We start from the raw sequence: 25,996 nt of genomic DNA, 5'->3' as shown, positions 1-25,996 counted from the left end.
TCAGGCGTGTCGTCTTATCCCTGCTGGCCGGTCGGCGTCAGGGTGATCTCGACGCGACGGTTCTGCGCGCGACCTTCCTCGGTATTGTTGCTGGCCACCGGCTGGTTTTCACCATAGCCGCTGACATAAAGGCGGTTGGACGCCACGCCCTGGCCTTGCAGGTAACTGCCGACGGACTGCGCGCGTCGCTCGGACAGGCGCTGGTTGTAGCTGGCGTCACCGGTAGAGTCGGTGTGGCCAGCGATGTTGATGCGGGTTTCCGGATACTGGGTCAGGACATTCGCCACATCATTCAATGCGCTGGTGGCACTGCCGGTGAGATCGGCGGAATCGAAGCCGAAGGTCACGCTACTCGGCATGTTGAGCACGATGTTGTCGCCTTGGCGCTCTACACCGATACCGGTGCCCTGCATGCTCTGGCGCAACTGCTCTTCCTGGCGGTCCATGTAAACGCCAATCCCGCCACCAACAGCAGCACCGGCGGCGGCCCCGATCAGCGCACGGTCGCGCTTGCTGGTGCTACCGTCACCACTGATGGCACCTGCCGCTGCGCCCACTGCGGCGCCCACGGCAGCGCCGATACCGGTGTTGTTACGATCGGTCTGGCCAGTGTAAGGGTCCGTTGTGGAGCAACCAGCCAGAATCACGGCGGCAGCCAGTGGGGCAATCAGTCGAATCTTGCGGCTCATAGCGTCAACGTCTCCTTCCATGTATTACATTGTCCCTTTCAGTCATCGCTGAACAGGGTCAAAAGGTCGTTCAAGAATAATAGACCTTGGGCAGAAGCTTGAACCCTGGCGGCATCTTGCACAATAAGTCCCTTTTCACGCGCCCTGTCGATCTTCGGCGACAGTTCATCAAACGGACGTCCTGTGCACGCCTGCCAGGTCTCAACCGGTACGCCCTCCACCAGACGCAGTGCGTTCATGGCGAATTCCAGCGCCACCTCATCATCTGTGACACGTCGATGTCCAGCAATGAAGCCCCGGGGATCGTTCAAGCGGCGCAGATACGCCTCTGGCTGGCGGGTCTTCCAGCGCCGCTCGATGGCGAACCCGGTCGCGCCGGGTTGGCTGATCTTGGCGTGAGCCCCGGCACCGATGCCGAGATAATCCCCAAAGCGCCAGTAGTTGAGGTTATGTCTCGCGCGTCTGCCTGACTGGGCATAGGCTGAAATTTCATAGCGTTGAAAGCCAGCGGCCTCCAGGCGCTCATGACCTTCATCCTGGATATCCCAGAGCACTTCTTCCTCGGGCAGCGTCGGCGGATGAGCATGAAACTCGGTGTTGGGTTCCAGCGTCAGCTGGTACCAGGAGAGATGCTCCGGCGCCAGGGCAATGGCCTGCTCGAGATCTGCCAGAGCCAGCTGCGGCGTCTGCCCGGGCAGGCCATGCATCAGATCCAGATTGAGATTATCAAAGCCCGCCTCACGCGCCTCGGTCACCGCGTGAAGCGCATCTTCACCGCTGTGAATGCGCCCCAAGGCCTTGAGCTGTTCCTGATGAAAGCTCTGGACACCGAGGGAAAGACGATTGATACCCGCCTCTCGGTAGGCCGCGAAGCGGCCCCTCTCGAGGGTCCCCGGATTGGCCTCGAGGGTGATTTCGATGTCAGCGGCAAAGGGCAGCCGCTTGCGCGCTTCATCGAGCAGACGCTGATAAAAGTGGCCGGACATCAAGCTCGGCGTCCCTCCACCAATAAAGATACTGGTGAGCTCACGCCCCTGGGCCAGACCAGCGTCGTTGTCGAGATCGGCCAACAAGGCAGACAGGTACGCCTCTTCCGGCAACTCTGCCTGTCGGCCAACGCCGTGTGAGTTGAAGTCACAGTACGGACATTTGCGCACGCACCAGGGTACGTGCACGTACATCGACAGTGGGGGCAGGGTAGCCATCGTCACTGCTTGGCCCGTTCGAGTTCGGCCAGCAGCTGAGACAAGGCACGACCGCGGTGGCTGAGCCGGTTCTTTTCGGCAGCGCTCAGCTCTGCCGCGGTTGCGCCCTGGTCAGGAAGCCAGAACAGCGGATCATAGCCGAATCCACCTTGCCCGCGCGGATGGGCAAGAATTTCGCCGCGCCAGTGAGACTGCACGATCAACGGCACGGGATCCTCGGGATGCTCGAGCAATACCAGTACGCACCAGTAACTGGCACCACGGCTGCCTTCAGGCACGTCGGCCAGCGCCTCAAGCAATGCATCGTTGTTGCGGTCATCATCCTTGGGCTCGCCAGCAAAGCGCGCCGAATAGATCCCCGGACGTCCGGCCAGGGCATCCACTGCCAGTCCTGAATCGTCAGCCAGGGCTGGACGGCCACTCACTCGGCTGGCTTCTCGCGCCTTGAGCAACGCGTTCTCGACAAACGTCAGCCCCGTCTCCTCGACCTCTTTCACGTCGAAATCCGATTGGGCCTGCACCTTGATACCCAAGGGGGCCAACATCTCGCCCAGCTCCCTTAGTTTGCCGGCATTGCCGCTTGCCAGCACGAGTTCTGTCAGGTGGCTCATGGTCTCGCTCATTGGTGGAAAGTATCTTGAAATCCCCGGCGATACGCCGGAATGTTTGCCTATACTCTAGCATGGGCAAGATGAGTTCCGATTCAGCACAAATACTGATACGTGAACCAGAAAAATGCCGCCATATCATGCCGTCAAAGGCGGGTAGAGCCCCTCGTCCGGTCGTTGTTTTGTTCACGGGAGCCGTTTTTTGGCAAACTTTACTGTGCAGGTGTTACAGAATCTTACAAAAGATATAAAATAGGCGCATAATGACCAACACGACTTAGTCATGCCCATCCGCCGAGGGCAGACGGCAGCGGATGCACGGAGACACGACGATGAGCCACGCCACAGGACAGATAGTGCTGGTGACTGACCACAACCCTCAGTCGCTGCTCTTTATCAATTACATCAAGGATCAGTTCCACTGCCCTGTATCCATCGCTGCACCTGCCGACACCATTGATGTCGATGACTCCCAGCCGGTGCTGGTGTTGATGGATGCCGACCATGTGGACGACACCGCCATGCAGCACTGGCAGGATGTCAGCTCTCACCATCATGGGCTGTTGCTCACTGCCTTCAACCTGCGTGATGAAGAGCATGCGCTGGAGGTGCTCTCCTTTATGCATCTACGTGGTGTCTTCTATCGTCAAGACAGCCTGGAGAGCATCTGCAAGGGGATCGCCAAGCTGTTCGAGTCCGACGACCTGTGGATGTCGCGGTCGCTGATGACCCGGCTCATCGAGTTTTCGCGACGCCAGCAGCTCAATGCCTATCGTCCTGCCTGTGGACTGACCCAGCGGGAAATGGAAATCATCGGCCTGCTGGGGTCGGGGGCATCCAACATGGAAATCGCCGAGCGTCTTTGCGTCAGCGAACACACGGTAAAGTCCCACCTCTATAACGTGTTCAAGAAGATTCGGGTCAGCAACCGCCTGCAAGCCGTCAACTGGGCTCGCCAGAACCTCGGCGCCCCGCCCCCCAGACGTAGCACTGCCATGCGCTGATCACTGCCATGCGCTGATCAAAAGAAAAACGGACGCCGGCCATTGCCGGCGTCCGTGCTCTGCACTCATGCCATAGTCAATGATGTGATCGTCAAGCCTTGGGTAGACACTCACGGCCTCTGCTGGCTCGCTACCATCGTCGCGCCGACCACTCGCTACCATCAACGCGCCGACCACTCGCTACCACCATCGCGCCGACTAGAGGACGCGAATGTGCTCTTCAATCAGGCTTGCCAAGGTCTCTGCAGCATTGTCTGCTGTACTATCGAGGCGCACCAGATGCAGCCTTTCCTCGTCAGTGAAGTCCTCGAACGCATCCTGCTGCGCTGCCAGCACGGCAAGACTCAGTGATTCGTCCCGTTCATTGCGAACCGCCCGCTTGCTGATACGACGTCGCAGGGTCTCGTCATCGGCTTCAAAGCTGACCAGCAGTACCGGCAGGCCTCTGGCTTCCGCCTGCCATCGCAACAGCTCACGCTGACCGCGCTCGAGGAAAGTCCCGTCGACGCACACCATATAGCCGGCATCCAGCAGGATACCCGCACAGGTCGCCAGCCGCTGATAGGTCTTGTCTGTTGCCTCTCGGGTGTAGATATCCACAGGCAGACCATCGCCCTCGGCCTGTGGACTAAAACCATGCAGCAACATGCGCTGCACGTCTGAACTCAGTCTTACCGCTCCGAGGCGACCCACCAGTGTCTTGGTGAAGCGGCTCTTGCCACTGCCGGAGACGCCTACACCGATCACCAACGGAGGGAACCGGAACTCGGCATGTCGCTCCGCCAACGTCAGATAGCGACGGAAGGCATTCATGGTCTCGGCCATCAGCGCGGGTCGCTCATGACCCGACGTGAAGCGACGTTGCAGCACACGACGCATGCCCGCCATTGCCTCGATGACCTGCAGCAGCGACAGAATCCGCGCCAGCTCGTAGTCGCCGCTGCGGCGCAGGTAACCGTCCAGAGCCTGATGCGACAGCGTCATCTCTCCGCGCAGCTCCAGCTCAACCCTGAGGCTTGCCAGATCATGGCCTGGGTCGGCCATCTCAGGATAGTCAAAGGGCTGCGGGTCCTGGGCAGCACTCTGGGCCACCACCAGGCGGCCGTTATCGCAAAGCCGTACATCGGAATACTCCATGTACCAGCGGCTCGGGCGCAAACGGTCCTGGCGAACTTCGATGATCGGGGCCAGTCGATCGAACTCCTGGTCCAGCCACACCTTGAGTGACGCCAGACGTTGTACGTCCTCGTCACCGGACAGCAGGGCCTTGCAGGCGCTGTGTTCTGCCTCGCTGCGTTGTTTCAGCACGCTTAGCGCATCGGGCAGTGCCACCTCGGGCGGCAACGGCTCGGCGTGAAACTCTGCCAGCACATCCAGCAGTTCTTCCAGGGTAAAGGGCTCCAGCGCGGTGTCCGGCGAAGCGGCGTCATTGCCAGTCATGGTCGGCTCCTTTCAGGCCTGGGTCGTCATCTGTGCAAAGGCGTGTTCTGCGGCGTCCAGAGTACGCTGAATATCTTCCGGCGTGTGAGCGCTGGACATGAAACCGGCCTCATAAGCGGAGGGCGCCAGATAGACCCCTTGATCCAGCATGGCGGCAAAGAAACGGCGGAAGGCATCCGCATCACAGGCAGTGGCCTGGGCAAAGTTCTCCACGCTGCTCTGGGCGGTGAAGAACAGGCCGAACATGCCCCCCGCACGCTGCGTGATGAGATCCACACCCGCCGCTCTTGCCCGGCTTTCCAAGCCGTTGCAGAGGGTCTCGACACGCTGTGCCAGCGCATTATGGAAGCCAGGCTCACGCAATTTCTTCAGCAGGGCCACCCCCGCGGCCATCGCCAAGGGGTTACCCGCGAGGGTGCCCGCCTGGTAAACCGGCCCTAACGGAGACAGTTCGCTCATGATCTCGCGGCTGCCGCCAAAGGCGCCTACCGGCATGCCCCCACCGACGATCTTGCCCAGGCAGGTCAGGTCAGGCGTCACCCCATAGTGGGCCTGGGCGCCACCCAGAGCCACCCGGAACCCGGTCATCACCTCGTCAAAGATCAATACGCTCTGATGGCGGTCACACACCTGACGCAGTGTCTTGAGGAAGTCCGGGTTGGGCGGAATGCAGTTCATGTTGCCGGCCACCGGCTCGACAATGATGCAGGCAATCTGGCTACCGATTTCCTCGAAGCAGCGTTCCACCTCGTCGCTGTCATTGTAGGACAAGGTAATAGTGTGCTCAGCCAACGCAGCGGGTACCCCAGGGGAACTCGGCTCGCCATGGGTCAAGGCGCCGGACCCTGCCTTCACCAGCAGCGAATCACTGTGACCGTGATAGTTACCCTCAAACTTCACGATCTTGTCACGCCCGGTGTAGCCGCGAGCCAGGCGAATCGCCGACATGGTCGCCTCGGTACCGGAATTGGTCATGCGCACCATCTCGATGCTCGGGATGATCTCGCAGATCAGGTCCGCCATGGTCGTTTCGACCGCGGTGGGGGTACCGAAGGACAGCCCCTTGTCCAGACGCTCACGCACGGCGCCAAGCACATCAGGATCGGCGTGACCGGTGATCATCGGCCCCCAGGAGCCGACGTAGTCGACATAGCGCTTGCCTTCGACGTCAACAAGATAGGCGCCTTGCGCACTCTCCATGAACACTGGCGGACGATGCAGCCCCTTGAACGCGCGCACCGGTGAATTGACGCCACCGGGGATGTGCCGACAGGCCTGTTCGAAGAGCTCAGCGGATGTGGTCATGGAAACCTCTTTGCCCAAGTGTAAGTTCTGTCGTCGGTGCTAGGCACCGATACGGTGAATGAAGGCCTGTGGATAACCCTGTGGAGGGCATGGGATAACCCGGTGAATGTGGCCCAAATGTCTCGCAAGTTGCCCGATTCGGTGACATATGACGCAGGCTACCCATCATACCTTGACCTCGTCTGGCGAAAAGCGTGGCGTCGGCATTTTCCACAGCCTGCGAGGCAGCGACTGGCCGTGGCCAGGATCCCAGCCGTGGGCCAGCGCCTGCCAGGCGAAGACCTGGGCCTGTTCGCAAGCCTGTACCAGAGTTTCACCTGCCGCCAGCCGCGCTGCCAAGGCGGAAGCCAAGGTGCAGCCGGACCCATGATAGCTTGCAGGTAGTCGTGGCCACGTCCACTGACGATCGCTATCGGGCGTATGCAGGGTGTGAGACACCGTGTCGCGCGCCTTGCCGGGTTCGGGGTCATCGGTGCCGGTCACCAGCACGGCCTGACATCCCTGGTGCATCAGGCTGACACAGCGTTCCGTGTCATCCTGATAGTCGGCTCCGGCCAGCCGTGCCAGTTCACCACGGTTCGGGGTCAGGATATCGATCATCGGGAGCAATTGCTGCCGATAGGCATCGATCAACTCCTGGGTCGCCAGTGATGCTCCGCCTCCCGCTCTCAACACAGGATCTGCCACCACGGGAATTCCCGGTCGCCGCTTGATCACGTCAACCACTGCATCGAGCCCTTCCAGATCCGCAATCAAGCCAATCTTGATCGCCGCAATCGGCAGCGAGGCCAGTGCCTTGGCCGCCTCTCTGATGCAAGACGCCGGCAGCGGATGCAGCGAGTGCACATCACGCAGATCCTGTACCGTCAGTGCGGTAGGAATGGTCATCGCCCAACCGCCGCAAGCCGCCACGCTCTCGGCATCAGCGACCAGCCCAGCACCTCCGGTAGGGTCATGGCCCGACAGCACCAGCACTGTCGGCAGATGGGGTGAATATTCCGCGTTCAAGCTATTCAAAAGGGTTTCACCACAGCCAGGATGATGATCGCTACCAGCGCCAGCACCGGCAGCTCATTGAAGACACGGAAAAACGTGGCACTGCGTCGGCAGCGGTCTGCTGCCAGCTGCTTCAGGTAGATCAGGCAAACATGGTGATAGGCCACCAGCGCTACCACCAATGCCAGCTTGGCATGCAGCCAGCCCTGACTCATCCAGCCAGGGTTGAGCCATACCAGCAGGGCGCCAAACAACAGCACAGCCACCATGGAGGGGGTCATGATGCCGCGATACAGCTTGCGCTCCATGACCATGAAGGTGTCCATGGTTGCGTACTCACCCTTGTCTCTAGCCTGGGCGTGGTACACGTACAGGCGGGGGAGATAGAACATCGCCGCAAACCAGGTCACGATGGACATCAGGTGAAAGGCTTTTATCCACAGGTACATGTCAACTCCTCAGGCTGTGGATGAATCAGACAGGCGGTAGTACCGCTCGATGGCGTCACGGGTGATGATACCGGAAATTCGTTTCTGCTTCGGTCGATAACCATGTTCTACATAGAGTCCATCGACCTTGCTTTCGTTCAGCACGTTCAATGCTTCCGTCAGTGTTGCCTGTAGGTGGATGGGCACCAGGTCGAGTCGCTGACCGGGTATTTCCAGCAGGTCGAGCAACGCCTGCTTGTCCTCGGCCTGCTCGGTTTCCGGTGGAGGCGAGCGCAGGGGGGAGCGATCCACGTTCTTGCCAGCAATGCTCTCCGCTGGCGATTCTGCCTCTATCAACGCTTCCATCATGCTGTCGTCCGGATCACTGACCTTATCCTTGGCCGCTGCCTCCCGCTCATCTTGCTCGATCAAGTAGCGCGCCAGATCCGCGGCCTTGAGGGCAAGGGTCGGTTTGTCATCCGTGGATCGCTCGATAATGATCCAGACAGGCTTGGCCTCCAGCAAGGCGCGAGCTTGTCCCTCGGAGACACGCCGCTTGGTTCTCACCAAGCTGCGTTCCATGACCGCAGGCACCGACACCCGGGACAGTGCTTGCATCAACGGTTGCTGGAGCGGATGCAGGCCGTGCAGCTTGACGCTGATAAAGAAGCCATCGCAACGACACAATTGCCGGGTGGTGAGGCCCGCAACGACCACTGCCAGCATGCCCGGTAGCAGGATGTGCGGAATATGGGTCAGCTCCAGCAGTGCCATCAACGCAGCGAGAGGCGCCTGCAGCACCGCTCCCATCATTGCCGCCATGCCAATCATGGCGAACAGGCCGGGATCGGCCGCCTTTTCAGGCCACAGCCAGGTCCCGGCCAGACCGAACATGGCTCCCGCTGCTGCGCCAATCACCAGCACCGGGCCAATGATGCTGACCGGCACACCGCAACCTACCGCGAACGCCGTCAGCAGCAGCTTGCCAAGCACCAGGGCCAACAGAATGTCGAGTGCCAGCCGATTGAACAGGGCATCTGACAGGCTGTCATAGCCGATGCCTTGTACCTGGGGATAGCACCAGGCCAGTAACGCCGCCAGGGCACCGACCATCGTCAACCGCCACCACAGCGGCAGGCGTGCCAGTCTCTCGGAACGGGACACGTGAATGAACAACCCCGCCAGCAATCCGATGCCAAAGGCCATGACGGCAATCCAATAAATATTGAATAGCGATCCCAGGGCCAGGTCGGGCACCGCGAAGGCGGGCTCGGCGCCATACACCAGCTGCGATACCAGAGCCCCCATGCAGGCCGCCAGGATCACCGGCATGAAGCCGACAATGGTGTACTCCATCATCACCACTTCCATGGCGAAGATCACCCCGGCGATAGGGGTATTGAAGGAAGCCGCGATACCGGCCGCGGTACCGCAGGCCACCAGCACACGCAGACTGTTGTGAGGAAGGCGCAGCAACTGGCCAAGCCCACTGGAGGCCGCGGCGCCCAGGTGAATCGCGGGCCCCTCCCTCCCGGCAGAGAGACCGCCTACCACCGTCACCACCCCGACCCACCATTGATTCAGCCAGTTACGCAGCGGAAAGCGTCCCTGGTGATAGGTCAGGCGCTCGATGACATGGCTCACCCCAATCTTGCGGGCCGCCAACGGCTGACGCCACAACGCAAACCCGATGATGGTCACCGCCAGGATCGGGAGTACCATGCGCAGCCCGGTAGACAGCTGTTCGAAGGCCTCAGGGTCGTCATGGGGCATGACCAGCATCGCCCCCAGCATCAGTGCAAGGCGAAACACCACCATCAAACTACCGGTGATCAAGCCGGTCGCAATGCCCAGTACACACAGTTGCGGCAGGGCATCGACGCTCGCCAGCTGGCGGCGGAAGGCATCGAGACTGAGATCTGGCAGGCGCATGGCTTCCTTGTTTCCTTCCGTGAAGGCAGAGGGCGGGTCCCTGTCACACCCAAGTGGCCAAGGCTCGAGTGAAGTGACTGTCTCTTGTGTATCATAGAACGGGACCCGGCACCCAGACGGCTGGCATGACTTGGCTCTGCCCCGGGGACCTCCCGAATGCGTCGGGGCCTTGGCGCCAGGCCGGTATTGCGCCGGCAATGGGCTACTTATCGTTCAGGCAATGCGCTGATAGAGCAAAGTGCAAAGGAGCATCACGTGATCAAGGTTGGAATCGTCGGCGGTACCGGCTACACCGGTGTCGAACTGCTCAGACTGCTGGCTCGCCACCCTGGCGTCGAGGTGGATGCCATCACCTCACGCAGCGAAGCAGGTCTCGGCGTGGCCGAACTGTACCCCAACCTGCGCGGTCACTATGACGGACTGTGCTTTAGTGAACCTGACCCAGAGCGTCTCGCAGCCTGTGATGCGGTATTCTTCGCCACGCCCCACGGCGTTGCTCATGCGCTGGCGGGGGATCTTCTCGAGCGCGGCACTCGCGTTATCGACCTGTCAGCAGATTTTCGCCTGCGCGACGCTGACGTGTGGGCCGAATGGTACGGCCAGCCTCATGGTGCTCCAGGACTGCTTGAAGAAGCCGTCTACGGCCTGCCGGAAGTCAATCGCGACCAGATCAAGCAAGCGCGGCTGATTGCTGTACCGGGTTGCTATCCTACCGCCGTACAGCTCGGCTTCCTGCCGCTGCTGGAAGCAGGGCTGATCGATCCTGAGCAGCTCATCGCCGACTGCAAGTCCGGGGTGACCGGTGCGGGCAGAGGCGCAAAGGTTCCCTCCCTGCTGGCCGAGGCGAGCGAATCCATGAAGGCCTACGGCGCTTCTGGTCATCGCCATCTACCTGAGATACGGCAGGGTCTTGGGGATGCCGCAGGCCAGGATGTTGCCCTGACCTTCGTGCCACACCTGACACCGATGATCCGTGGCATACATGCCACGCTCTACGGACAGCTCACCGGCGATCCTGGCGACCTTCAGCAGCGCTTCGAAGAGCGCTTCGCCAATGAACCCTTTGTCGATGTGATGCCCGCAGGCAGCCATCCGGAGACCCGCAGTGTCAAAGGCGCCAATCTCTGCCGTATCGCCGTCCATCGCCCTGGCAACGGCAATACGGTTGTCGTGCTTGCGGTCATCGATAACCTGGTCAAGGGGGCGTCGGGGCAGGCCATCCATGCGCTCAACCTGATGTTCGACTTTGATGAGACGGCGGGACTCGATGCCCCAGCCATCATGCCCTGACCGACGGAAACCCTGCCCCGACGGTTTTCCGGGACAGACAGGTCACCACGGGAAGATGGCGCGATAGGTCGCGAGAGACATGAGAAGGAACACGCTGTCGTGCCGTCACGCTGGCGGCGCGGCGCTACCTCCTTGGAAAAGTTGACCCTTTTACTCTGGTTTAGGGATAATACCCGGTGTTGTTCGTCTCTGGCGCCTGACGCCAGGAATGACACTCCATGTGACCTGACCCCCGGAGCTCCTAATGAGCGGTGCCGAATCCTTTGTTCCTACTCCGTTGCTGCTGTCCGACAACGCACAGCGTCGTCTCAAGGCGCTGATGGCCGAGGACGGTGCCGAAAAGATCGCCCTGCGCGTGTATGTCACAGGTGGCGGCTGTTCAGGATTTCAATACGGCTTCGACGTCGCCGACAGCTTCAACGACGACGACACCGAAATCCCTTTCGGCAGCGTTTCGCTGGTGGTTGACCCGCTGTCCTACCAATACCTGGTGGGCTCGACCATTGACTACGAAGAGGGCCTGGCCGGGGCTCGCTTTCTGGTCCAGAACCCCAACGCCACCACGACCTGTGGCTGCGGTGCATCGTTCATGGTGTAACCCGCCGCAAGCCAGACATCTGACGCAGCCCAAGGGCTGCGTCTTTCGTTGCAGGCTAGCGACTCCTTAGGTTCTCCCCAAGACTCCCTTCAGACCCGGTTCCCTCGGCCTGGTCGATCCCCGGGCATGCCCCTGGCAACACGCCCAGCGTTGGCCCAGCGGATTCTTCCCCAGCTTGACCCCCTCGCCGCAACTCGCCATGGTAGTTACGGATTTCACAATAACGTCAACTGGGGAAAACCATGAAAACCGCCCTTACCTCTGCTGCACTGGCCTCTGCCCTGATGACCTTCGGTATCATCGGTACCGCCCAGGCCGAGACCCTGAACGTGGCCACCGATCCCAGCTTCGTACCGTTCGAGATGATGGATCAGGAAACCGGCGAAATGGTCGGTTTCGATATGGATATCATCAAGGAACTGGCCGAGCGTGCCGGCTTCGACTACGAACTGCGCACCATGGACTTCAACGGCATCATCCCAGCCGTCCAGACCGGCAATGTCGACATCGCGATTGCGGGCATCACCATCACCGATGAGCGCGCTGAAATCGTCGACTTTTCCGATGCCTACTATGATTCCGGTCTCAAGATTCTGGTCAGCGCCGACGAGGAAGGCGTGGCAGAGATTGGCGACCTCGCCGGAATGCGAATCGGCACCAAGATCGGCTCTACCAGCTACGACTTCCTGCAGGAAAACCTGGGCGAAGATGCCGAGATCACGCCGTATCCGGGCACTCCTGACATGTACATGGCCTTGCTGGGAGGTAGCGTCGATGCCGCCTTCTACGATGCGCCCAATGTCGGCTACTTCTCTCAGACTCGTGGCGAAGGCAAGGTCAAGGTCGTAGGCCCGCTCTATGAAGGCCAGCAATACGGCATTGTCTTCGTCAAGGGCAGCGAGTGGGTCGAGCCGGTCAACGAGGCGCTGGCAGCCATGAAGGAAGACGGCACCTACGACGAGATTCACACCAAGTGGTTCGGCGCTCCTAGCGAGTGACATAGACCCGCTTAACGCGGTGAAAGCACTGGCCAATTGCCCGCGACGGGGCTGCCCAGCGTCTAGGCAGTAACGTGATGGCGAGAGGACAGTGCTTTCCAGGGGCCGGAGCCATACCGGCCCTTTTCGATCCTGCCCGGACGTCACTTCGAGGCGCAGTCTCGACCCTCGCGTCAAGGCAAGCGGCCTTGTCCTGATCTCATAAGCATGACGGAGACCCACTCGTGGACGTCAATTTTCAATTCGACTGGTCGGCAGCCCTGTCCTCCATTCCTCAGCTGCTGACCGGCATCCCCTACACGCTGATGATCTCCTTCGGTGGTCTCGCCATCGGTTTTATCATCGGCATCATCTTTGGTCTGTTAAGAATCTCGCGACACGCATGGCTACGCATTCCTGCGGTGGCCTATATCGAGATCTTCCGTGGCACGCCCGTGCTGGTTCAGGTCCTGTTTATCTTTTACGGCCTGCCCAGCCTGCTGGGAGGCCCCATCGATGCCATTACCGCCGGTATTGCTGCCATCGCCGTCAACTCAGGCGCCTATATCTCGGAAATCGTGCGCGGAGGCGTTCAGTCCATCGAACGCGGCCAGGGCGAAGCGGGACTGTCTCTTGGCCTGTCACAGCGCCAGACCTTCCGCTACATCATCTGGCCACAGGCATTCAGACGCATGATCCCTGCTCTCGGCAACCAGGCCATCATCAGCATCAAGGACACCTCTCTGTTCGCGGTCATCGGTGTCGGAGAACTGGTACGTCAGGGCCAGATCTATATCGCGACGACCTTCACCGCACTGGAGGTCTATTTGATGGTGGCACTCATGTATCTCGCCATCACCCTATCCTTGTCGTTTGCCCTGCGCATGCTTGAGCGCAAGGGCCTGGTGGGTCAGTGAGGAGCCGTCATATGGAAAATCACCGTCAGTCCCAAGCTTCTCAGTCTTCTGCTTCGATGCCCCAGGGCGAGCCCATCGTCCGCATTGGCAAGTTGAACAAGCACTTTGGCTCCCTGCACGTGCTCAAGAACATCGACCTTGAAGTGGCGCAGGGAGAAGTGGTCGTGATCATCGGCGCCAGTGGCTCCGGCAAGTCGACCTTGATTCGCTGCGTCAATGGCCTGGAAGAATTCCAGCAGGGCGAGCTGCGCGTCGATGGCAACGATCTCAAGCCCCATGGCAAGGCCAGTCGCGCCCTGCAGACGATCCGCACCGAAGTCGGCATGGTCTTCCAGCAATTCAATCTGTTTCCGCACTTAAGCGTCCGTGACAACGTCACTCTGGCGCCGATGAAAGTGCGCAACATGGCGCGAGATGCCGCTGAGGCGACGGCTGAGCGCTTGCTGGACAGGGTCGGGATCAAGGACCAGGCAAGCAAGTATCCGACACAGCTGTCAGGCGGCCAGCAACAGCGCGTCGCTCTGGCCCGAGCACTGGCCATGGAGCCGCGCCTGATGCTCTTCGACGAGCCCACCTCTGCACTCGATCCGGAGATGATCGGTGAGGTCCTGGACGCCATGCGTGAGCTCGCCAAGGAGGGCATGACCATGATGATCGTGACCCATGAGATGGGCTTCGCTCGCGAGGTCGCCGATCGGGTCATCTACATCCACAAGGGTGAAATCGTGGAGCAAGGCAAGCCTGAAGATATCTTCGACAACCCGCAAAATGAGCGTACCCAGAGCTTCCTGTCACGGGTACTCAAGCACTGACAACGCTTCCTGAAGCACTGAAAACGCCCTGTCGAGATATCGACAGGGCGTTTTTTTGGCTGTGGACAACTTTTTTACGCATTCGCCGCTAACCCAGTCATGGCGCCGACTACGAGGTATCCGCTGAAATGTTCACCGTCACGAGGACAACGCTGCCTGAGCACGGTGGATAACACGTGGACCCTCACGCTTGTGGGCAACCTCGGCTTTCATCCACAGCCTAAGAACATGGCGTCAAGAGCTGGTACGCCTCTTGTCCAACAATCGATCAACATTTCAAGCTATTGTAACAATTAGGGTTTTATAGGTTTTCCACAAATTTTGTCCACACCAGTAGTTACTACCACTACAGAACTTCCTTTCTTATTCTTCTTATTTTTTTATAGGAGAAAAACCAAGTGAGGATCTGGCCGACGAGGGTGTGGAAAACCCTGACGTTTACCCACAGGAGGGTTTATACTGGCGGGCTAATTTTTGCATGACCCATCATTTCCGACGCTGGCGCGCTGCGCCGAACGAGGTGAACCTTGGAGTATCCCGACCGCTTTGACGTCATCGTCATCGGCGGTGGCCATGCTGGAACGGAAGCTGCCCTGGCCTCTGCCCGCATGGGTTGCCAGACCCTGCTGTTGACACACAACATCGAGACCCTTGGTCAAATGTCCTGCAATCCCGCTATTGGTGGGATCGGCAAGAGTCATTTGGTCAAGGAAATCGACGCTCTCGGCGGCGCCATGGGCTTGGCGACGGACCTGGGCGGTATCCAGTTCCGTGTGCTGAATGCACGCAAGGGACCCGCGGTGCGCGCCACTCGTGCTCAGGCCGATCGCGTGCGCTACAAGGCTGCGATTCGTGGAATGCTGGAAAATCAGCCGAATCTGACGCTGTTTCAGCAGGCTGCCGGTGATCTGATCGTCGAACAGGACACGGTACGTGGCGTGGTTACCGAAACCGGGCTGCGTTTCCTGTCAGACACCGTCGTGCTGTGCACCGGAACCTTCCTCGGAGGGGTCATTCACATCGGCTTGGACAACAGCCGCGGTGGCCGCGCTGGCGACCCGCCCTCCAACGCATTGGCAGAACGTCTTCGCGCTTTGCCCTTCCGGGTTGACCGACTCAAGACAGGGACACCACCGCGTATTGATGCCAAGAGCGTTGATTTCGCTCGACTCGAGGAACAGCCGGGTGATGCCCCAACGCCGGTGATGTCCTATCTCGGTTCGCGGGAGATGCATCCTCGTCAGGTCAGTTGCCACATTGCGCACACCAATGAGCGGACCCACGAGATCATCTTCAACAATCTCGATCGCTCGCCGATGTTTTCGGGAGTGATCGAGGGCGTCGGTCCTCGCTACTGCCCATCCATTGAAGACAAGGTCCACCGTTTCGCTGACAAGAACAGCCACCAGGTCTTCATTGAACCCGAAGGACTGGATACGCACGAGCTATACCCAAATGGTATTTCTACCTCGCTGCCCTTCGACGTCCAGCTCCAGGTGGTCCGTTCCATCGAGGGCCTCGAGCGTGCGCACATCACACGCCCGGGCTATGCCATCGAGTATGACTTCTTCGATCCGCGGGATCTGAAGCACTCGCTGGAAACCAAATTTATCCACAACCTGTTTTTTGCCGGCCAGATCAATGGCACCACCGGCTACGAAGAAGCCGGTGCCCAGGGGCTATTGGCAGGCTTGAACGCCGCCCGTCGGGCGAAATCCCTGGAAGCCTGGTGCCCGAGACGCGATGAAGCGTATCTGGGGGTGCTGGTGGATGACCTGATCACCATGGGCACCAAGGAGCCCTATCGCATGTTCACCTCCCGCGCCGAATACCGGCTGCTGCTGCGGGAAGACAATGCCGATATGCGATTGACCGAACACGGCCGTGAACTGGGACTGGTCGACGACGAGCGCTGGTCCCGTTTCAGCGAGAAGCGCGAGGCGGTAGAGCGGGAAAGTGCACGCTTGAAAGCCACTTGGGTTCAGCCTGGCAGCGATGCGGCGAAGTCGATCGAAAGCGTCACCGGCAAACCCCTTGGTCGCGAATACAGCCTGATGGATCTGCTCAAGCGTCCCGAGCTTGGATATGCCGATGTGGCGGGTGCCAAGGGAGATCCTGTCAGTGACGACACCGTGGCCGAACAGGTTCAGATTCAGGCCAAGTATCAAGGCTATATCGATCGTCAGCAGGACGAGATCGACAAGCTCAAGCGCCACGAATCCATGGCACTGCCGGCAGATCTCGATTACGCCCGCGTCGAAGGGTTGTCCCACGAGATTCGCCAGAAGCTGGCGGAAGCGCGGCCCGAGACCCTGGCTCAGGCCGGACGCATCAGTGGGGTGACCCCTGCTGCGGTGTCGATCCTGCTGATCCATCTCAAGAAGCGTCGGCTGCTGGATGATCAGAAAGTGGTGACAGGATGACAGCGTCCATCGATAGCGCGCTGGAGGGGCGTCTGCGCGCCCGCTTGGTCGAGGGTCTCAAGACCCTCGAGATTGCCGTCAGCCCCTACCAGGTCGATCATCTGGTCGCCCTGGTCGTCTTGTTGCACAAGTGGAATCGGGCCTATAACCTCACCGCGGTGCGAGACCCCCTGGAAATGGTGTCCCGCCATCTGCTGGACAGCGCTGCCGTGCTGCCCTGGGTCGAGGGGCCGCGGATCCTGGATGTCGGCGCTGGGCCCGGTCTTCCGGGGCTGGTACTGGCAATACTCAGACCTGATCTGGACATCAGTCTGCTCGACAGCAACGGCAAGAAGGTTCGCTTTCAGCGCCAGGCAGTGATGGAGCTGGGGTTGACCCGGGTGACCCCGATCCAGGCCCGAGTGGAGTCCTTTGCGCCGCCAGCGGGCGGTTACGACCAATTGATCTCCCGTGCCTTCGCCAGTCTCGAGGATTTCATCGGCATGACACGCAGCCTGCTGGCGCCTAGCGGCCAGTGGCTGGCCATGAAAGGACCGGCAGTAGATGGCGAGCTTGAGCGGCTGGATGATGATATTCGCGTGTTGTCACGTCATCCGTTGAGAGTGCCGTTCGCCGATGGGGGACGAGAACTGGTTATGCTGGAACCCGACGCCGGGGATCGCTAGGCTCAACCTTGGAACGACCTGTCGGGCCCAATTTGGCTGGCCTGCCACCCGAGAATTTCCACGCAAGGATGACGTCGTGACGAAAATCATCGCCTTGACCAACCAGAAGGGTGGGGTCGGCAAGACCACCTCTGCCGTCAATCTGGCCGCCAGCCTGGCGGCGCTCGATCGCCGGGTGCTGCTGGTCGATCTTGATCCCCAGGGGCACGCCACCATGGGCAGTGGCGTTGATAAGCATAGCCTCGAAGGCAGCGTGCTGGACGTCATCCTGGGCGACAAGCGCCCCGTGGAAGTCATCCTTGACTGCCCAGAGGCGGGCTATGCGCTGCTTCCGGGCAATGGTGATCTGACCGCTGCCGAGGTTGAGCTGCTGGACCGTGGAGAAGGGCGCGAGCGTGCCCTGGGCAAGGCATTGTCCGAGGTGGCAGGCGAGTATGACGTGGTCATGATCGACTGCCCGCCGTCATTGAACATGCTGACCGTCAATGCGCTGACGGCAGCGGACGGGGTACTGATTCCGCTGCAGTGTGAGTTCTATGCTCTCGAAGGGCTGTCGGCGCTGCTGGACACGGTTGAACAGATCAAGGACAGCGTGAATCCGGGGCTCGAAATCTATGGCATCCTGCGCACCATGTTCGACGCCCGCAATAGCTTGACGCGAGACGTCAGCAAGCAGCTGCGTGACTACTTCGGTGATGCCCTGCTGAAGACGACGATACCGCGTAACGTGCGGGTTGCCGAAGCGCCCAGTCATGGCCTGCCTGTCACCAAGTACGCGCGCTTTTCAAGGGGTAGCCAGGCCCACCGGGTACTTGCCAAGGAATTGATTCGCCGGTTGTCACTGTAGCCGCGCGGCGGGACGGTCGACTTTTCAAAGCGTGCTGTGATGAGGATGAATCGATGACACGCAAACGCGCCCTGGGACGGGGTTTGGACGCGCTGATCGGGGCGGGCGCCAGACGCCGTGAAAGCCTGGATCTTCCCGAGGTCGACGCTGAATTGATGGAAGCCGAGGATGGCGGCGCCGATGCTGTCGCGCCGGCCATGGCGGAAGAACGACTTGAACGCCTGCCGCTGGGACAGCTCAGCCGAGGAAAGTATCAGCCCAGGCGCGACATTCAGCCTGAGGCGTTGGAGGAGCTGGCTGACTCGATCCGCGCCCAGGGCGTGATGCAGCCTATTGTCGTTCGCCCTATTGGCACCGATCGCTACGAGATCATTGCCGGTGAACGCCGCTGGCGTGCCTCGCAGTTGGCTGAGCTGGATGTGATTCCTGCGGTCATCCGCGACGTCTCCGACGAGGTGGCGCTGGCGCTGGCGCTGATCGAGAACATCCAGCGCGAGAACCTCAACCCGGTCGAAGAAGCGTTGGCGCTCAAGCGCCTGCTCGATGAATTCGAGTTGACCCAGCAGCAGGTGGCCGACGCCGTGGGGCGCTCCCGCGCCCAGGTCACCAACCTGTTGCGCCTGCTGACCCTGGATGGCGAAGTCCAGACCCTGCTTGAGCGCGGTGATCTTGATATGGGGCATGCCCGTGCGCTGCTGTCGCTGCCTGCGGCCAAACAACGCAAGGCGGCTCACGAAGTGGTCAACAAGGATTTGACCGTGCGTGCCACCGAAGCACTGGTGAAGCAACTGGCCAGCGGCAAGCCAAAGGCGGCCAAGGCATCTCCACAGCAGGACGTGTCGCGGCTGGAGACGCGCCTGGCGGACCTGCTCGGTGCACCGGTCAAGATCAGTCACGGCAAGGCGGGCAAGGGCAAGGTGACGATCCAGTACTCCAGCCTGGATGAGCTGGATGGCATCCTCGAGCATATTCGCTGAAGAGAGCGGATAGGCGCGGCATAGGTGTGTGCGATTTCGCGCAGTAAACCACTTAGGTCGCTAACAACTTTAGCGACCAGTTCTCCGCATTTGGTCGTAAGCCAGCGCGAAGTGACGACAAATCGTTGCGTCTTTGGTTGAAGCCCCAAGGGGGCTTCCCTATAATCGCGCCGGAGTCTGTCGGTGGTCTGTCGCCGACAACACGATGAATATTGAATGCGCGCAATGCGGCGCGTCGGGAGAATCACTTGGCGGCCAGGATTCAACGACCCCAGGTGCAGCGTCTGCTGATGGTGCAGCTTGCCACCGTTGCGCTGATCAGCGCGGTTGCCGCTGTGACCAGCGGTGTGCCGGGGACATCCTCTGCGGCCCTGGGTGGGCTTGTGGCCTTCCTGCCCAACGTGTTCTTTGCCTGGTGTGTGTTCCGCACGCAAGGGGCGCGTCATTCAAAGATCATCGTCAACAATTTCTATCGTGCGGAAGCCGGCAAGTTCGGTTTGACGGCGGCGCTGTTCACTCTAGTGTTCATCGCAGTGCCTCCCTCAAACCCGACTTTTTTCTTTGGCGCTTATGTGGTGACGCTGTTCGTTCATTGGCTGGGGCCCTGGCTAGTGAAACGACCGTCGCACACCTGACAACGAGGCAGACATGGCAGGCACGAATCCGACCCCTACGGAATATATCCAGCACCACCTGCAGAACCTGACCTTCGGGCTGCATCCCGACAATGGCTGGTCCATCGCGCATTCCGCTCAGGAAGCGTCCGACATGGGCTTCTGGGCCGTTCACCTGGACACGCTGGGCTGGTCCGTGGGCCTGGGCCTGATCTTCCTGTGGCTGTTCAAGAAGGCCGCCAACACGGCGACCACCGGTGTGCCTGGCGCGCTGCAGAACTTTGTCGAGCTGATGGTCGAGTTCGTCGACAACTCGGTCAAGGACACCTTCCACGGCAAGAGCAAGCTGATCGCGCCGCTGGCGCTGACGATCTTCTGCTGGGTGTTCCTGATGAACCTCATGGACCTGGTGCCGGTAGACTTCCTGCCGATGCTGGCGGCCAAGATTGGCGCCATGTTCGGAGCCGATCCTGCCCACGTCTACTTCAAGGTGGTGCCGACCACTGACGTCAATGCCACCCTGGGCATGGCGCTGTCGGTGTTTGGCCTGATCATCTTCTACACCATTCGCACCAAGGGCTTCTCCGGCTTCATTGGCGAGCTGACCCTGCACCCGTTCAACTCACCGAACAAGCTGGTTCAGGCGCTGTTCATCCCGGTCAACTTCCTGCTGGAGTTCGTGACCCTGCTGGCCAAGCCGATTTCCCTGGCCCTGCGACTGTTCGGCAACCTCTACGCCGGTGAGCTGATCTTCATCCTGATCGCCATGATTGGCCTGTGGCAGCTGCCGCTGCACTTCACCTGGGCGGTGTTCCACATTCTGGTCATCACCCTGCAGGCCTTCATCTTCATGATGCTGACCATCGTCTACATGAGCATGGCGGTGGAAAAGCACTGACGGTTTCGCATTACCCCTAACCCTTAACCCTAACCCACTGATAAACCTTAGTTTCAACTAAAAACTGGAGAGACCACCATGGAAGCACAAGTTCTGGGTATGACCGCCATCGCCGTGTCCCTGCTGATCGGCCTGGGTGCCCTCGGTACCGCTATCGGCTTCGGTATCCTCGGCGGCAAGTTCCTGGAAGGCGCTGCACGTCAGCCGGAAATGGTTCCGATGCTGCAGGTCAAGATGTTCATCGTCGCCGGCCTGCTGGACGCCGTGACCATGATCGGTGTGGGTATCGCGCTGTTCTTCACCTTCGCTAACCCGTTTGTCGGTTAATGTCCGACCGCTCGTCATGAGCCGTCGAACCCTTAACCCCAAACCCGTAACGCGAGAGGTGCTGGCGTGAACCTGAACCTTACCCTAGTCGGCCAGGCTATCGCCTTTGCGTTCTTCGTCTGGTTCTGCATGAAGTTTATTTGGCCGCCGGTCATGCAAGCTCTGCAGGAACGCCAGAAGAAGATCGCCGATGGCCTGGATGCTGCCAGCCGTGCGGCGCGGGATCTCGAAGTGGCCGAGAAAGAGGCCGACGAGACTCTGCGCAAGAGCAAGCAAGAGGCGGCCGAGATCCTGGAACAGGCCCAGAAACAGGCCAACCAGAAGCTCGAACAGGCACGCGAAGACGCCCGCCTCGAAGGCGAGCGCATGATTGCCAAGGCCAAGTCTGAAATCGAGCAGGAAGTGGCACGCGCGAAAGAAGATCTGCGCGCACAAGTGTCACGCCTGGCGGTGCTGGGCGCTGAGCGAATTCTGGAGTCCTCCATCGACGAGAAGCAGCACGCTGCCATCGTCGACAAACTCGCCAAAGAGCTCTGAGGAGGTGCCCCATGGCGGAAACGTCAACTATCGCTCGCCCATACGCCAAGGCTGCCTTTGAGCACGCCGTGGCCAAGGACGCGCTCGAGGACTGGTCCGGCATGCTGGCCCGCGTCGCGCAGGTCGTCAGCGATGACGACATGCGCGGCCGAGTGCTCGGCAACCCCAAGCTGTCCAGCGCACAGAAGGCTGATGTTGTCGTCGACGTCTGTGGTGACGCCGTCAATGACGACCTCAAGAACTTCGTTCGTCTGGTCGGCCAAAAGGGTCGCCTGACGGCGCTCGGCGCCATCGCCGAGCAGTTCGAGGTGCTCAAGGCCCAGCAGGAAAAGCGGGTCGAGGTGGAGATTGTCTCTGCCTTTCCGCTGGCCGAAGCCCAGGAACAATCGCTCGCGAGTGCACTGGCCAAGCGTCTGAACCGCGAAATCTCCATTACCACTCAGGTGGACAAGACGCTCCTGGGCGGCGTGATCCTGCGTGCCGGCGACACCGTCATTGACGGTTCGGTACGCGGTCGATTGAACCGCCTCCAGGAAGCCCTTTCCGCCTGAGTCTGAGGGACATGGCATGCAGCAACTGAATCCTTCCGAGATCAGCGACATCATCAAGCAGCGCATTGAGAAGCTTGACGTCGCATCCGAAGCCCGTAATCAGGGTACGATCGTCAGCGTGTCTGACGGTATCGTGCAGATTCACGGCCTCGCCGACGCAATGTTCGGTGAGATGATCGAATTCCCCGGCGGCATCTTCGGGATGACCCTGAACCTCGAGCGCGACAATGTCGGTGCCGTGGTCCTGGGTGATTACCTGCAGCTGGAAGAGGGCATGACTGCCCAGTGCACCGGCCGCATCCTCGAGGTGCCGGTGGGCCCCGAGCTGCGTGGTCGCGTGGTCGACGCCCTCGGTAACCCCATCGACGGCAAGGGCGACCTGGGCACCAAGGAAACCGACGCGGTCGAGAAGGTCGCGCCTGGCGTCATCACTCGTCAGTCCGTTGACGAGCCGATCCAGACCGGTTTCAAGTCCATCGACGCCATGGTGCCGATCGGCCGTGGTCAGCGTGAGCTGATCATCGGTGACCGCCAGATTGGTAAGTCGGCGATCGCCATCGATGCCATCATCAACCAGAAAGGCACTGGTGTTACCTGTGTCTACGTGGCCATCGGTCAGAAGCAGTCGACCATCGCCAACGTGGTGCGCAAGCTCGAAGAGCACGGCGCCATGGAGCACACCATCGTGGTTGCTGCCGGCGCCGCCGACCCGGCCCCGATGCAGTTCCTGGCCGCCTACTCCGGCTGCACCATGGGTGAGTACTTCCGTGACCGCGGCGAAGATGCCCTGATCGTCTATGATGACCTGTCCAAGCAGGCCGTGGCGTACCGCCAGGTGTCTCTGCTGCTGCGTCGTCCGCCGGGCCGTGAAGCCTTCCCTGGTGACGTCTTCTACCTCCACTCTCGCCTGCTCGAGCGTGCCGCTCGCGTGAACGCCGACTATGTCGAGAAGTTCACCAATGGTGAAGTGAAGGGCAAGACGGGCTCGCTGACCGCTCTGCCGATCATCGAGACCCAGGCCGGTGACGTGTCTGCGTTCGTTCCGACCAACGTGATCTCCATCACCGACGGTCAGATCTTCCTCGAGACCGACCTGTTCAACTCGGGTATCCGTCCGGCCATCAACGCTGGTCTGTCGGTATCTCGTGTGGGTGGTTCTGCTCAGACCAAGATCATCAAGAAGCTCGGCGGCAGCGTCCGTCTGGCGTTGGCCCAGTACCGCGAGCTCGCGGCCTTCTCCCAGTTCGCCTCCGACCTGGACGAAGCGACCCGCAAGCAGCTCGAGCACGGTCAGCGCGTTACCGAGCTGATGAAGCAGAAGCAGTACTCGCCTATGTCGGTTGCCGAGATGGCCATCTCTCTGTTTGCCGCCAACGAGGGCTTCCTCGATGACGTCGACGTCAACAAGGTGCTGGACTTCGAGCATGCGCTGCATGAGTACATGAAGTCCGAGCATGGCGCCTTGATCGACAAGATCAACGAGTCCGGCGACTACAACGACGAGATCAAGGACGGCCTGAAGCAAGGTCTCCAGAAGTTCAAGTCTTCTCAGAGCTGGTAAGCGCCCTCTGGCCCGCCTGACGGCGGGCCAGCTGGTCGAACAGGATTCTGAGGGTCACCGAACAAGGGTAGATCGCCATGGCAGTCGGAAAAGAGATTCGCACGCAGATTGCGAGCATCAAGAACACGCAGAAGATCACTAATGCGATGCAGATGGTGGCGGCGTCGAAGATGCGCAAGACCCAGGAACGGATGTCGGCAAGCAAGCCTTATGCCGAACAGATCCGTTACGTGGTGGGTCATCTCGCCCAGGCCAACCCGGAGTACAAGCATCCGTGGATGGAAGAGCGTGAGGCCAAGCGCGTCGGTTACATCGTCGTCTCCAGCGATCGCGGTCTCTGCGGCGGCTTGAACGTCAACCTGTTCAAGGCGACGGTCAAGGATGCCCAGGCATGGCACGAGAAGGGCGCTGAGCTCGACTTCTGTGCCCTTGGCAGCAAGGCCAGCAGCTTCTTCCGCAAGTACGGTGGAAGTCTGGTCGCGGCCAAGAGCGGCCTCGGCGAGTCGCCGAGTCTTGATGATCTGATCGGTAGCGTGAAGGTGATGCTGGATGCCTACGATGCAGGCAATCTGGATCGTCTTTACGTCGTGCACAACGAATTCGTCAACACCATGACCCAGAAGCCGGTCGTCCGTCAGCTGCTTCCGCTGACCGAGGACACCGCCAAGGTCGAGGATGACGACGAGAACAAACGTCCCAACAGTTGGGACTACCTGTATGAGCCGGATGCCAAGGCGCTGCTCGACAGCCTGCTCGTGCGCTACGTGGAAGCGCAGGTGTATCAGGCAGTGGTCGAGAACACAGCGTGCGAGCAGGCGGCACGCATGGTTGCCATGAAGAGCGCGACCGACAACGCGGGCAACCTCATCGATGATCTGGAGCTGGTGTACAACAAGGCCCGTCAGGCGGCCATTACCCAGGAAATCTCCGAGATCGTTGGCGGTGCCGCCGCTGTTTAAAGGTATGCAGGTTTCATTTGCAGGTTTTAGAGAGGAACCAAGATGAGCGGACGTATCGTACAAATCATCGGCGCGGTGATTGACGTAGAGTTTCCGCGGGACGACGTGCCCAAGGTCTACGACGCGCTGAAGGTCTCCGACAAGGAAACCATCCTCGAAGTCCAGCAGCAGCTGGGTGACGGCGTGGTGCGCTGCATCGCCATGGGCTCTACCGAAGGGCTCAAGCGCGGCATGAACACCGAGAACACCGGTGCGGCAATTTCTGTTCCGGTGGGCCAGGAAACCCTGGGCCGGATCATGAACGTGCTGGGCGAGCCGATCGATGAAGCGGGTGACATCGGCGAGCAGGAACGTATGCCGATCCACCGCGGAGCTCCGGGCTATGCGGACCAGGCAGCGACCAACGAACTGCTCGAGACGGGTATCAAGGTCATCGACCTGGTGTGTCCGTTTGCCAAGGGCGGTAAGGTCGGTCTGTTCGGCGGTGCCGGTGTCGGCAAGACCGTCAACATGATGGAACTGATTCGTAACATCGCCACCGAGCACAGCGGTTACTCCGTGTTTGCCGGTGTTGGTGAGCGTACTCGTGAAGGTAACGACTTCTATCACGAGATGCAGGAATCCAACGTTCTCGACAAGGTGGCACTGGTCTATGGCCAGATGAACGAGCCGCCCGGCAACCGTCTGCGCGTCGCGCTGACCGGTCTGACCATCGCCGAGAAGTTCCGTGACGAAGGTCGTGACGTTCTGCTGTTCGTCGACAACATCTATCGTTACACCCTGGCCGGTACTGAAGTATCCGCACTGCTCGGCCGTATGCCGTCTGCGGTGGGTTATCAGCCGACGCTGGCCGAGGAGATGGGCGTTCTGCAGGAGCGTATCACCTCCACCAAGACGGGCTCCATCACCTCCGTCCAGGCCGTCTACGTGCCTGCGGATGACTTGACCGATCCGTCTCCGGCCACCACCTTCTCGCACCTGGATGCCACGGTCGTACTGGCGCGCTCCATCGCCGAGCTGGGTATCTACCCGGCCATCGACCCGCTGGACTCCACCTCTCGCCAGCTCGATCCGCTGGTCGTGGGCGACGAGCACTACAACGTGGCTCGCGGTGTGCAGGGCGTGCTCCAGCGTTACAAGGAGCTCAAGGACATCATCGCCATCCTGGGGATGGACGAGCTGTCCGACGAAGACAAGCAGATCGTGGCACGGGCGCGTAAGATTCAGCGCTTCCTGTCGCAGCCGTTCTTCGTTGCTGAGGTCTTCACCGGCTCTCCGGGCAAGTACGTGTCCCTGAAGGAAACCATTCGTGGCTTCCAGGGCATCCTTGACGGCGAGTACGACGAGCTGCCCGAGCAGGCCTTCTACATGGTCGGCACCATCGACGAGGCCGTCGAGAAAGCCAACCAGATGAAGTAATCCCTCTAACCGGGAGA

The 25,996-nt window shown here is 60.4% G+C and carries 26 protein-coding genes; 18 read left to right on the top strand and 8 right to left on the bottom strand.

Annotated features, from left to right (window positions below; translation table 11 throughout):
• Positions 1–14 precede the first annotated feature (14 nt).
• Genes KUV86_RS07170 through rdgB form a run of 3 tightly spaced genes read right to left on the bottom strand, consistent with a single transcriptional unit; the run spans position 15 to position 2,505 of the window.
• Positions 15–689, bottom strand: a complete 675-nt coding sequence (locus KUV86_RS07170; RefSeq protein WP_206942090.1) for an OmpA family protein — start codon at positions 687–689, stop codon at positions 15–17.
• Between the two features lie 38 nt (positions 690–727).
• Positions 728–1,894, bottom strand: coding sequence for a radical SAM family heme chaperone HemW (gene hemW, locus KUV86_RS07165; protein WP_222484220.1), 1,167 nt, complete (start codon positions 1,892–1,894; stop codon positions 728–730).
• Positions 1,895–1,896: 2 nt separating this feature from the next.
• Positions 1,897–2,505: an RdgB/HAM1 family non-canonical purine NTP pyrophosphatase gene (gene rdgB, locus KUV86_RS07160; protein ID WP_222484218.1), complete on the bottom strand. Its 609-nt coding sequence runs from the start codon at positions 2,503–2,505 to the stop codon at positions 1,897–1,899.
• A 329-nt stretch (positions 2,506–2,834) separates the two neighbouring features.
• Here rdgB and KUV86_RS07155 point away from each other — a divergent pair, with 329 nt between their 5' ends.
• A complete protein-coding gene (locus KUV86_RS07155; RefSeq protein WP_206942087.1) occupies positions 2,835–3,506 on the top strand; it encodes a LuxR C-terminal-related transcriptional regulator in 672 nt (223 codons plus the stop codon).
• 198 nt (positions 3,507–3,704) lie between these two features.
• Here the strand turns inward: KUV86_RS07155 and KUV86_RS07150 are convergent, their stop codons facing one another.
• From KUV86_RS07150 to KUV86_RS07130, 5 genes are all read right to left on the bottom strand, one after another.
• Positions 3,705–4,946 carry an AAA family ATPase gene (locus tag KUV86_RS07150; protein WP_206942086.1) on the bottom strand — a complete coding sequence of 414 codons (1,242 nt, stop codon included), beginning with the start codon at positions 4,944–4,946 and terminating at the stop codon, positions 3,705–3,707.
• Between the two features lie 12 nt (positions 4,947–4,958).
• Positions 4,959–6,251, bottom strand: coding sequence for a glutamate-1-semialdehyde 2,1-aminomutase (hemL, locus tag KUV86_RS07145; RefSeq protein ID WP_222237904.1), 1,293 nt, complete (start codon positions 6,249–6,251; stop codon positions 4,959–4,961).
• A 165-nt stretch (positions 6,252–6,416) separates the two neighbouring features.
• A complete protein-coding gene (locus tag KUV86_RS07140) occupies positions 6,417–7,268 on the bottom strand; it encodes a hydroxymethylpyrimidine/phosphomethylpyrimidine kinase (protein ID WP_261397563.1) in 852 nt (283 codons plus the stop codon).
• Entirely contained in the window at positions 7,265–7,696 is a 432-nt protein-coding gene (gene hemJ / locus KUV86_RS07135; protein WP_206942082.1) for a protoporphyrinogen oxidase HemJ, read from the bottom strand. Before hemJ ends, KUV86_RS07140 begins: the two co-directional genes overlap by 4 nt.
• A 9-nt stretch (positions 7,697–7,705) precedes the next feature.
• Complete coding sequence (locus KUV86_RS07130) at positions 7,706–9,607, bottom strand: chloride channel protein (RefSeq protein ID WP_222162273.1); 1,902 nt, start codon at positions 9,605–9,607, stop codon at positions 7,706–7,708.
• Between the two features lie 255 nt (positions 9,608–9,862).
• Here KUV86_RS07130 and argC point away from each other — a divergent pair, with 255 nt between their 5' ends.
• The 17 genes from argC to atpD all read left to right on the top strand — a co-directional run bounded on the left by argC (position 9,863) and on the right by atpD (position 25,979).
• A complete protein-coding gene (argC, locus tag KUV86_RS07125; RefSeq protein WP_222162274.1) occupies positions 9,863–10,897 on the top strand; it encodes an N-acetyl-gamma-glutamyl-phosphate reductase in 1,035 nt (344 codons plus the stop codon).
• Between the two features lie 244 nt (positions 10,898–11,141).
• Positions 11,142–11,495 carry an iron-sulfur cluster insertion protein ErpA gene (gene erpA / locus KUV86_RS07120; RefSeq protein ID WP_206942076.1) on the top strand — a complete coding sequence of 118 codons (354 nt, stop codon included), beginning with the start codon at positions 11,142–11,144 and terminating at the stop codon, positions 11,493–11,495.
• Positions 11,496–11,737: 242 nt separating this feature from the next.
• Positions 11,738–12,493: a transporter substrate-binding domain-containing protein gene (locus KUV86_RS07115; RefSeq protein ID WP_206942074.1), complete on the top strand. Its 756-nt coding sequence runs from the start codon at positions 11,738–11,740 to the stop codon at positions 12,491–12,493.
• 224 nt (positions 12,494–12,717) lie between these two features.
• The gene (locus KUV86_RS07110; protein WP_206942071.1) at positions 12,718–13,389 is read left to right on the top strand and encodes an amino acid ABC transporter permease; all 672 of its coding nucleotides are present in this window, start codon (positions 12,718–12,720) and stop codon (positions 13,387–13,389) included.
• A gap of 11 nt (positions 13,390–13,400) precedes the next feature.
• The gene (locus tag KUV86_RS07105) at positions 13,401–14,201 is read left to right on the top strand and encodes an amino acid ABC transporter ATP-binding protein (protein ID WP_315899929.1); all 801 of its coding nucleotides are present in this window, start codon (positions 13,401–13,403) and stop codon (positions 14,199–14,201) included.
• 527 nt (positions 14,202–14,728) lie between these two features.
• Positions 14,729–16,624 (top strand): tRNA uridine-5-carboxymethylaminomethyl(34) synthesis enzyme MnmG, encoded by a 1,896-nt coding sequence (gene mnmG / locus KUV86_RS07100; protein ID WP_206942070.1) that lies wholly within the window; start codon positions 14,729–14,731, stop codon positions 16,622–16,624.
• A complete protein-coding gene (gene rsmG, locus KUV86_RS07095; RefSeq protein WP_222484216.1) occupies positions 16,621–17,289 on the top strand; it encodes a 16S rRNA (guanine(527)-N(7))-methyltransferase RsmG in 669 nt (222 codons plus the stop codon). The genes mnmG and rsmG overlap by 4 nt, the downstream gene beginning before the upstream one ends.
• A gap of 76 nt (positions 17,290–17,365) precedes the next feature.
• Positions 17,366–18,136, top strand: a complete 771-nt coding sequence (locus tag KUV86_RS07090; RefSeq protein WP_206942068.1) for a ParA family protein — start codon at positions 17,366–17,368, stop codon at positions 18,134–18,136.
• A 53-nt stretch (positions 18,137–18,189) separates the two neighbouring features.
• Positions 18,190–19,113 carry a ParB/RepB/Spo0J family partition protein gene (locus KUV86_RS07085; RefSeq protein ID WP_222484214.1) on the top strand — a complete coding sequence of 308 codons (924 nt, stop codon included), beginning with the start codon at positions 18,190–18,192 and terminating at the stop codon, positions 19,111–19,113.
• A 248-nt stretch (positions 19,114–19,361) separates the two neighbouring features.
• Positions 19,362–19,748 (top strand): F0F1 ATP synthase subunit I, encoded by a 387-nt coding sequence (locus KUV86_RS07080; protein ID WP_206942066.1) that lies wholly within the window; start codon positions 19,362–19,364, stop codon positions 19,746–19,748.
• 13 nt (positions 19,749–19,761) lie between these two features.
• On the top strand, positions 19,762–20,625 hold the full coding sequence (gene atpB, locus KUV86_RS07075) for a F0F1 ATP synthase subunit A (protein ID WP_206942065.1): 864 nt from the start codon (positions 19,762–19,764) through the stop codon (positions 20,623–20,625).
• A gap of 78 nt (positions 20,626–20,703) precedes the next feature.
• A complete protein-coding gene (gene atpE, locus KUV86_RS07070; protein ID WP_045992712.1) occupies positions 20,704–20,952 on the top strand; it encodes a F0F1 ATP synthase subunit C in 249 nt (82 codons plus the stop codon).
• 66 nt (positions 20,953–21,018) lie between these two features.
• Positions 21,019–21,489: a F0F1 ATP synthase subunit B gene (locus tag KUV86_RS07065; protein WP_045992711.1), complete on the top strand. Its 471-nt coding sequence runs from the start codon at positions 21,019–21,021 to the stop codon at positions 21,487–21,489.
• 11 nt (positions 21,490–21,500) lie between these two features.
• The gene (locus KUV86_RS07060; protein ID WP_206942064.1) at positions 21,501–22,040 is read left to right on the top strand and encodes a F0F1 ATP synthase subunit delta; all 540 of its coding nucleotides are present in this window, start codon (positions 21,501–21,503) and stop codon (positions 22,038–22,040) included.
• Between the two features lie 16 nt (positions 22,041–22,056).
• Positions 22,057–23,601 (top strand): F0F1 ATP synthase subunit alpha, encoded by a 1,545-nt coding sequence (atpA, locus tag KUV86_RS07055; protein ID WP_206942062.1) that lies wholly within the window; start codon positions 22,057–22,059, stop codon positions 23,599–23,601.
• Positions 23,602–23,678: 77 nt separating this feature from the next.
• Positions 23,679–24,560: a F0F1 ATP synthase subunit gamma gene (gene atpG, locus KUV86_RS07050; protein ID WP_206942061.1), complete on the top strand. Its 882-nt coding sequence runs from the start codon at positions 23,679–23,681 to the stop codon at positions 24,558–24,560.
• 42 nt (positions 24,561–24,602) lie between these two features.
• Positions 24,603–25,979 carry a F0F1 ATP synthase subunit beta gene (atpD, locus tag KUV86_RS07045; RefSeq protein WP_206942060.1) on the top strand — a complete coding sequence of 459 codons (1,377 nt, stop codon included), beginning with the start codon at positions 24,603–24,605 and terminating at the stop codon, positions 25,977–25,979.
• Positions 25,980–25,996: the final 17 nt, after the last annotated feature.

This window comes from Halomonas sp. DP8Y7-3 (assembly GCF_019801675.1).
Taxonomy (GTDB): domain Bacteria; phylum Pseudomonadota; class Gammaproteobacteria; order Pseudomonadales; family Halomonadaceae; genus Halomonas; species Halomonas litopenaei_A.
Note: the sequence above shows the minus strand (reverse complement) of the source record. Positions and strands in the feature narration are given on the sequence as shown.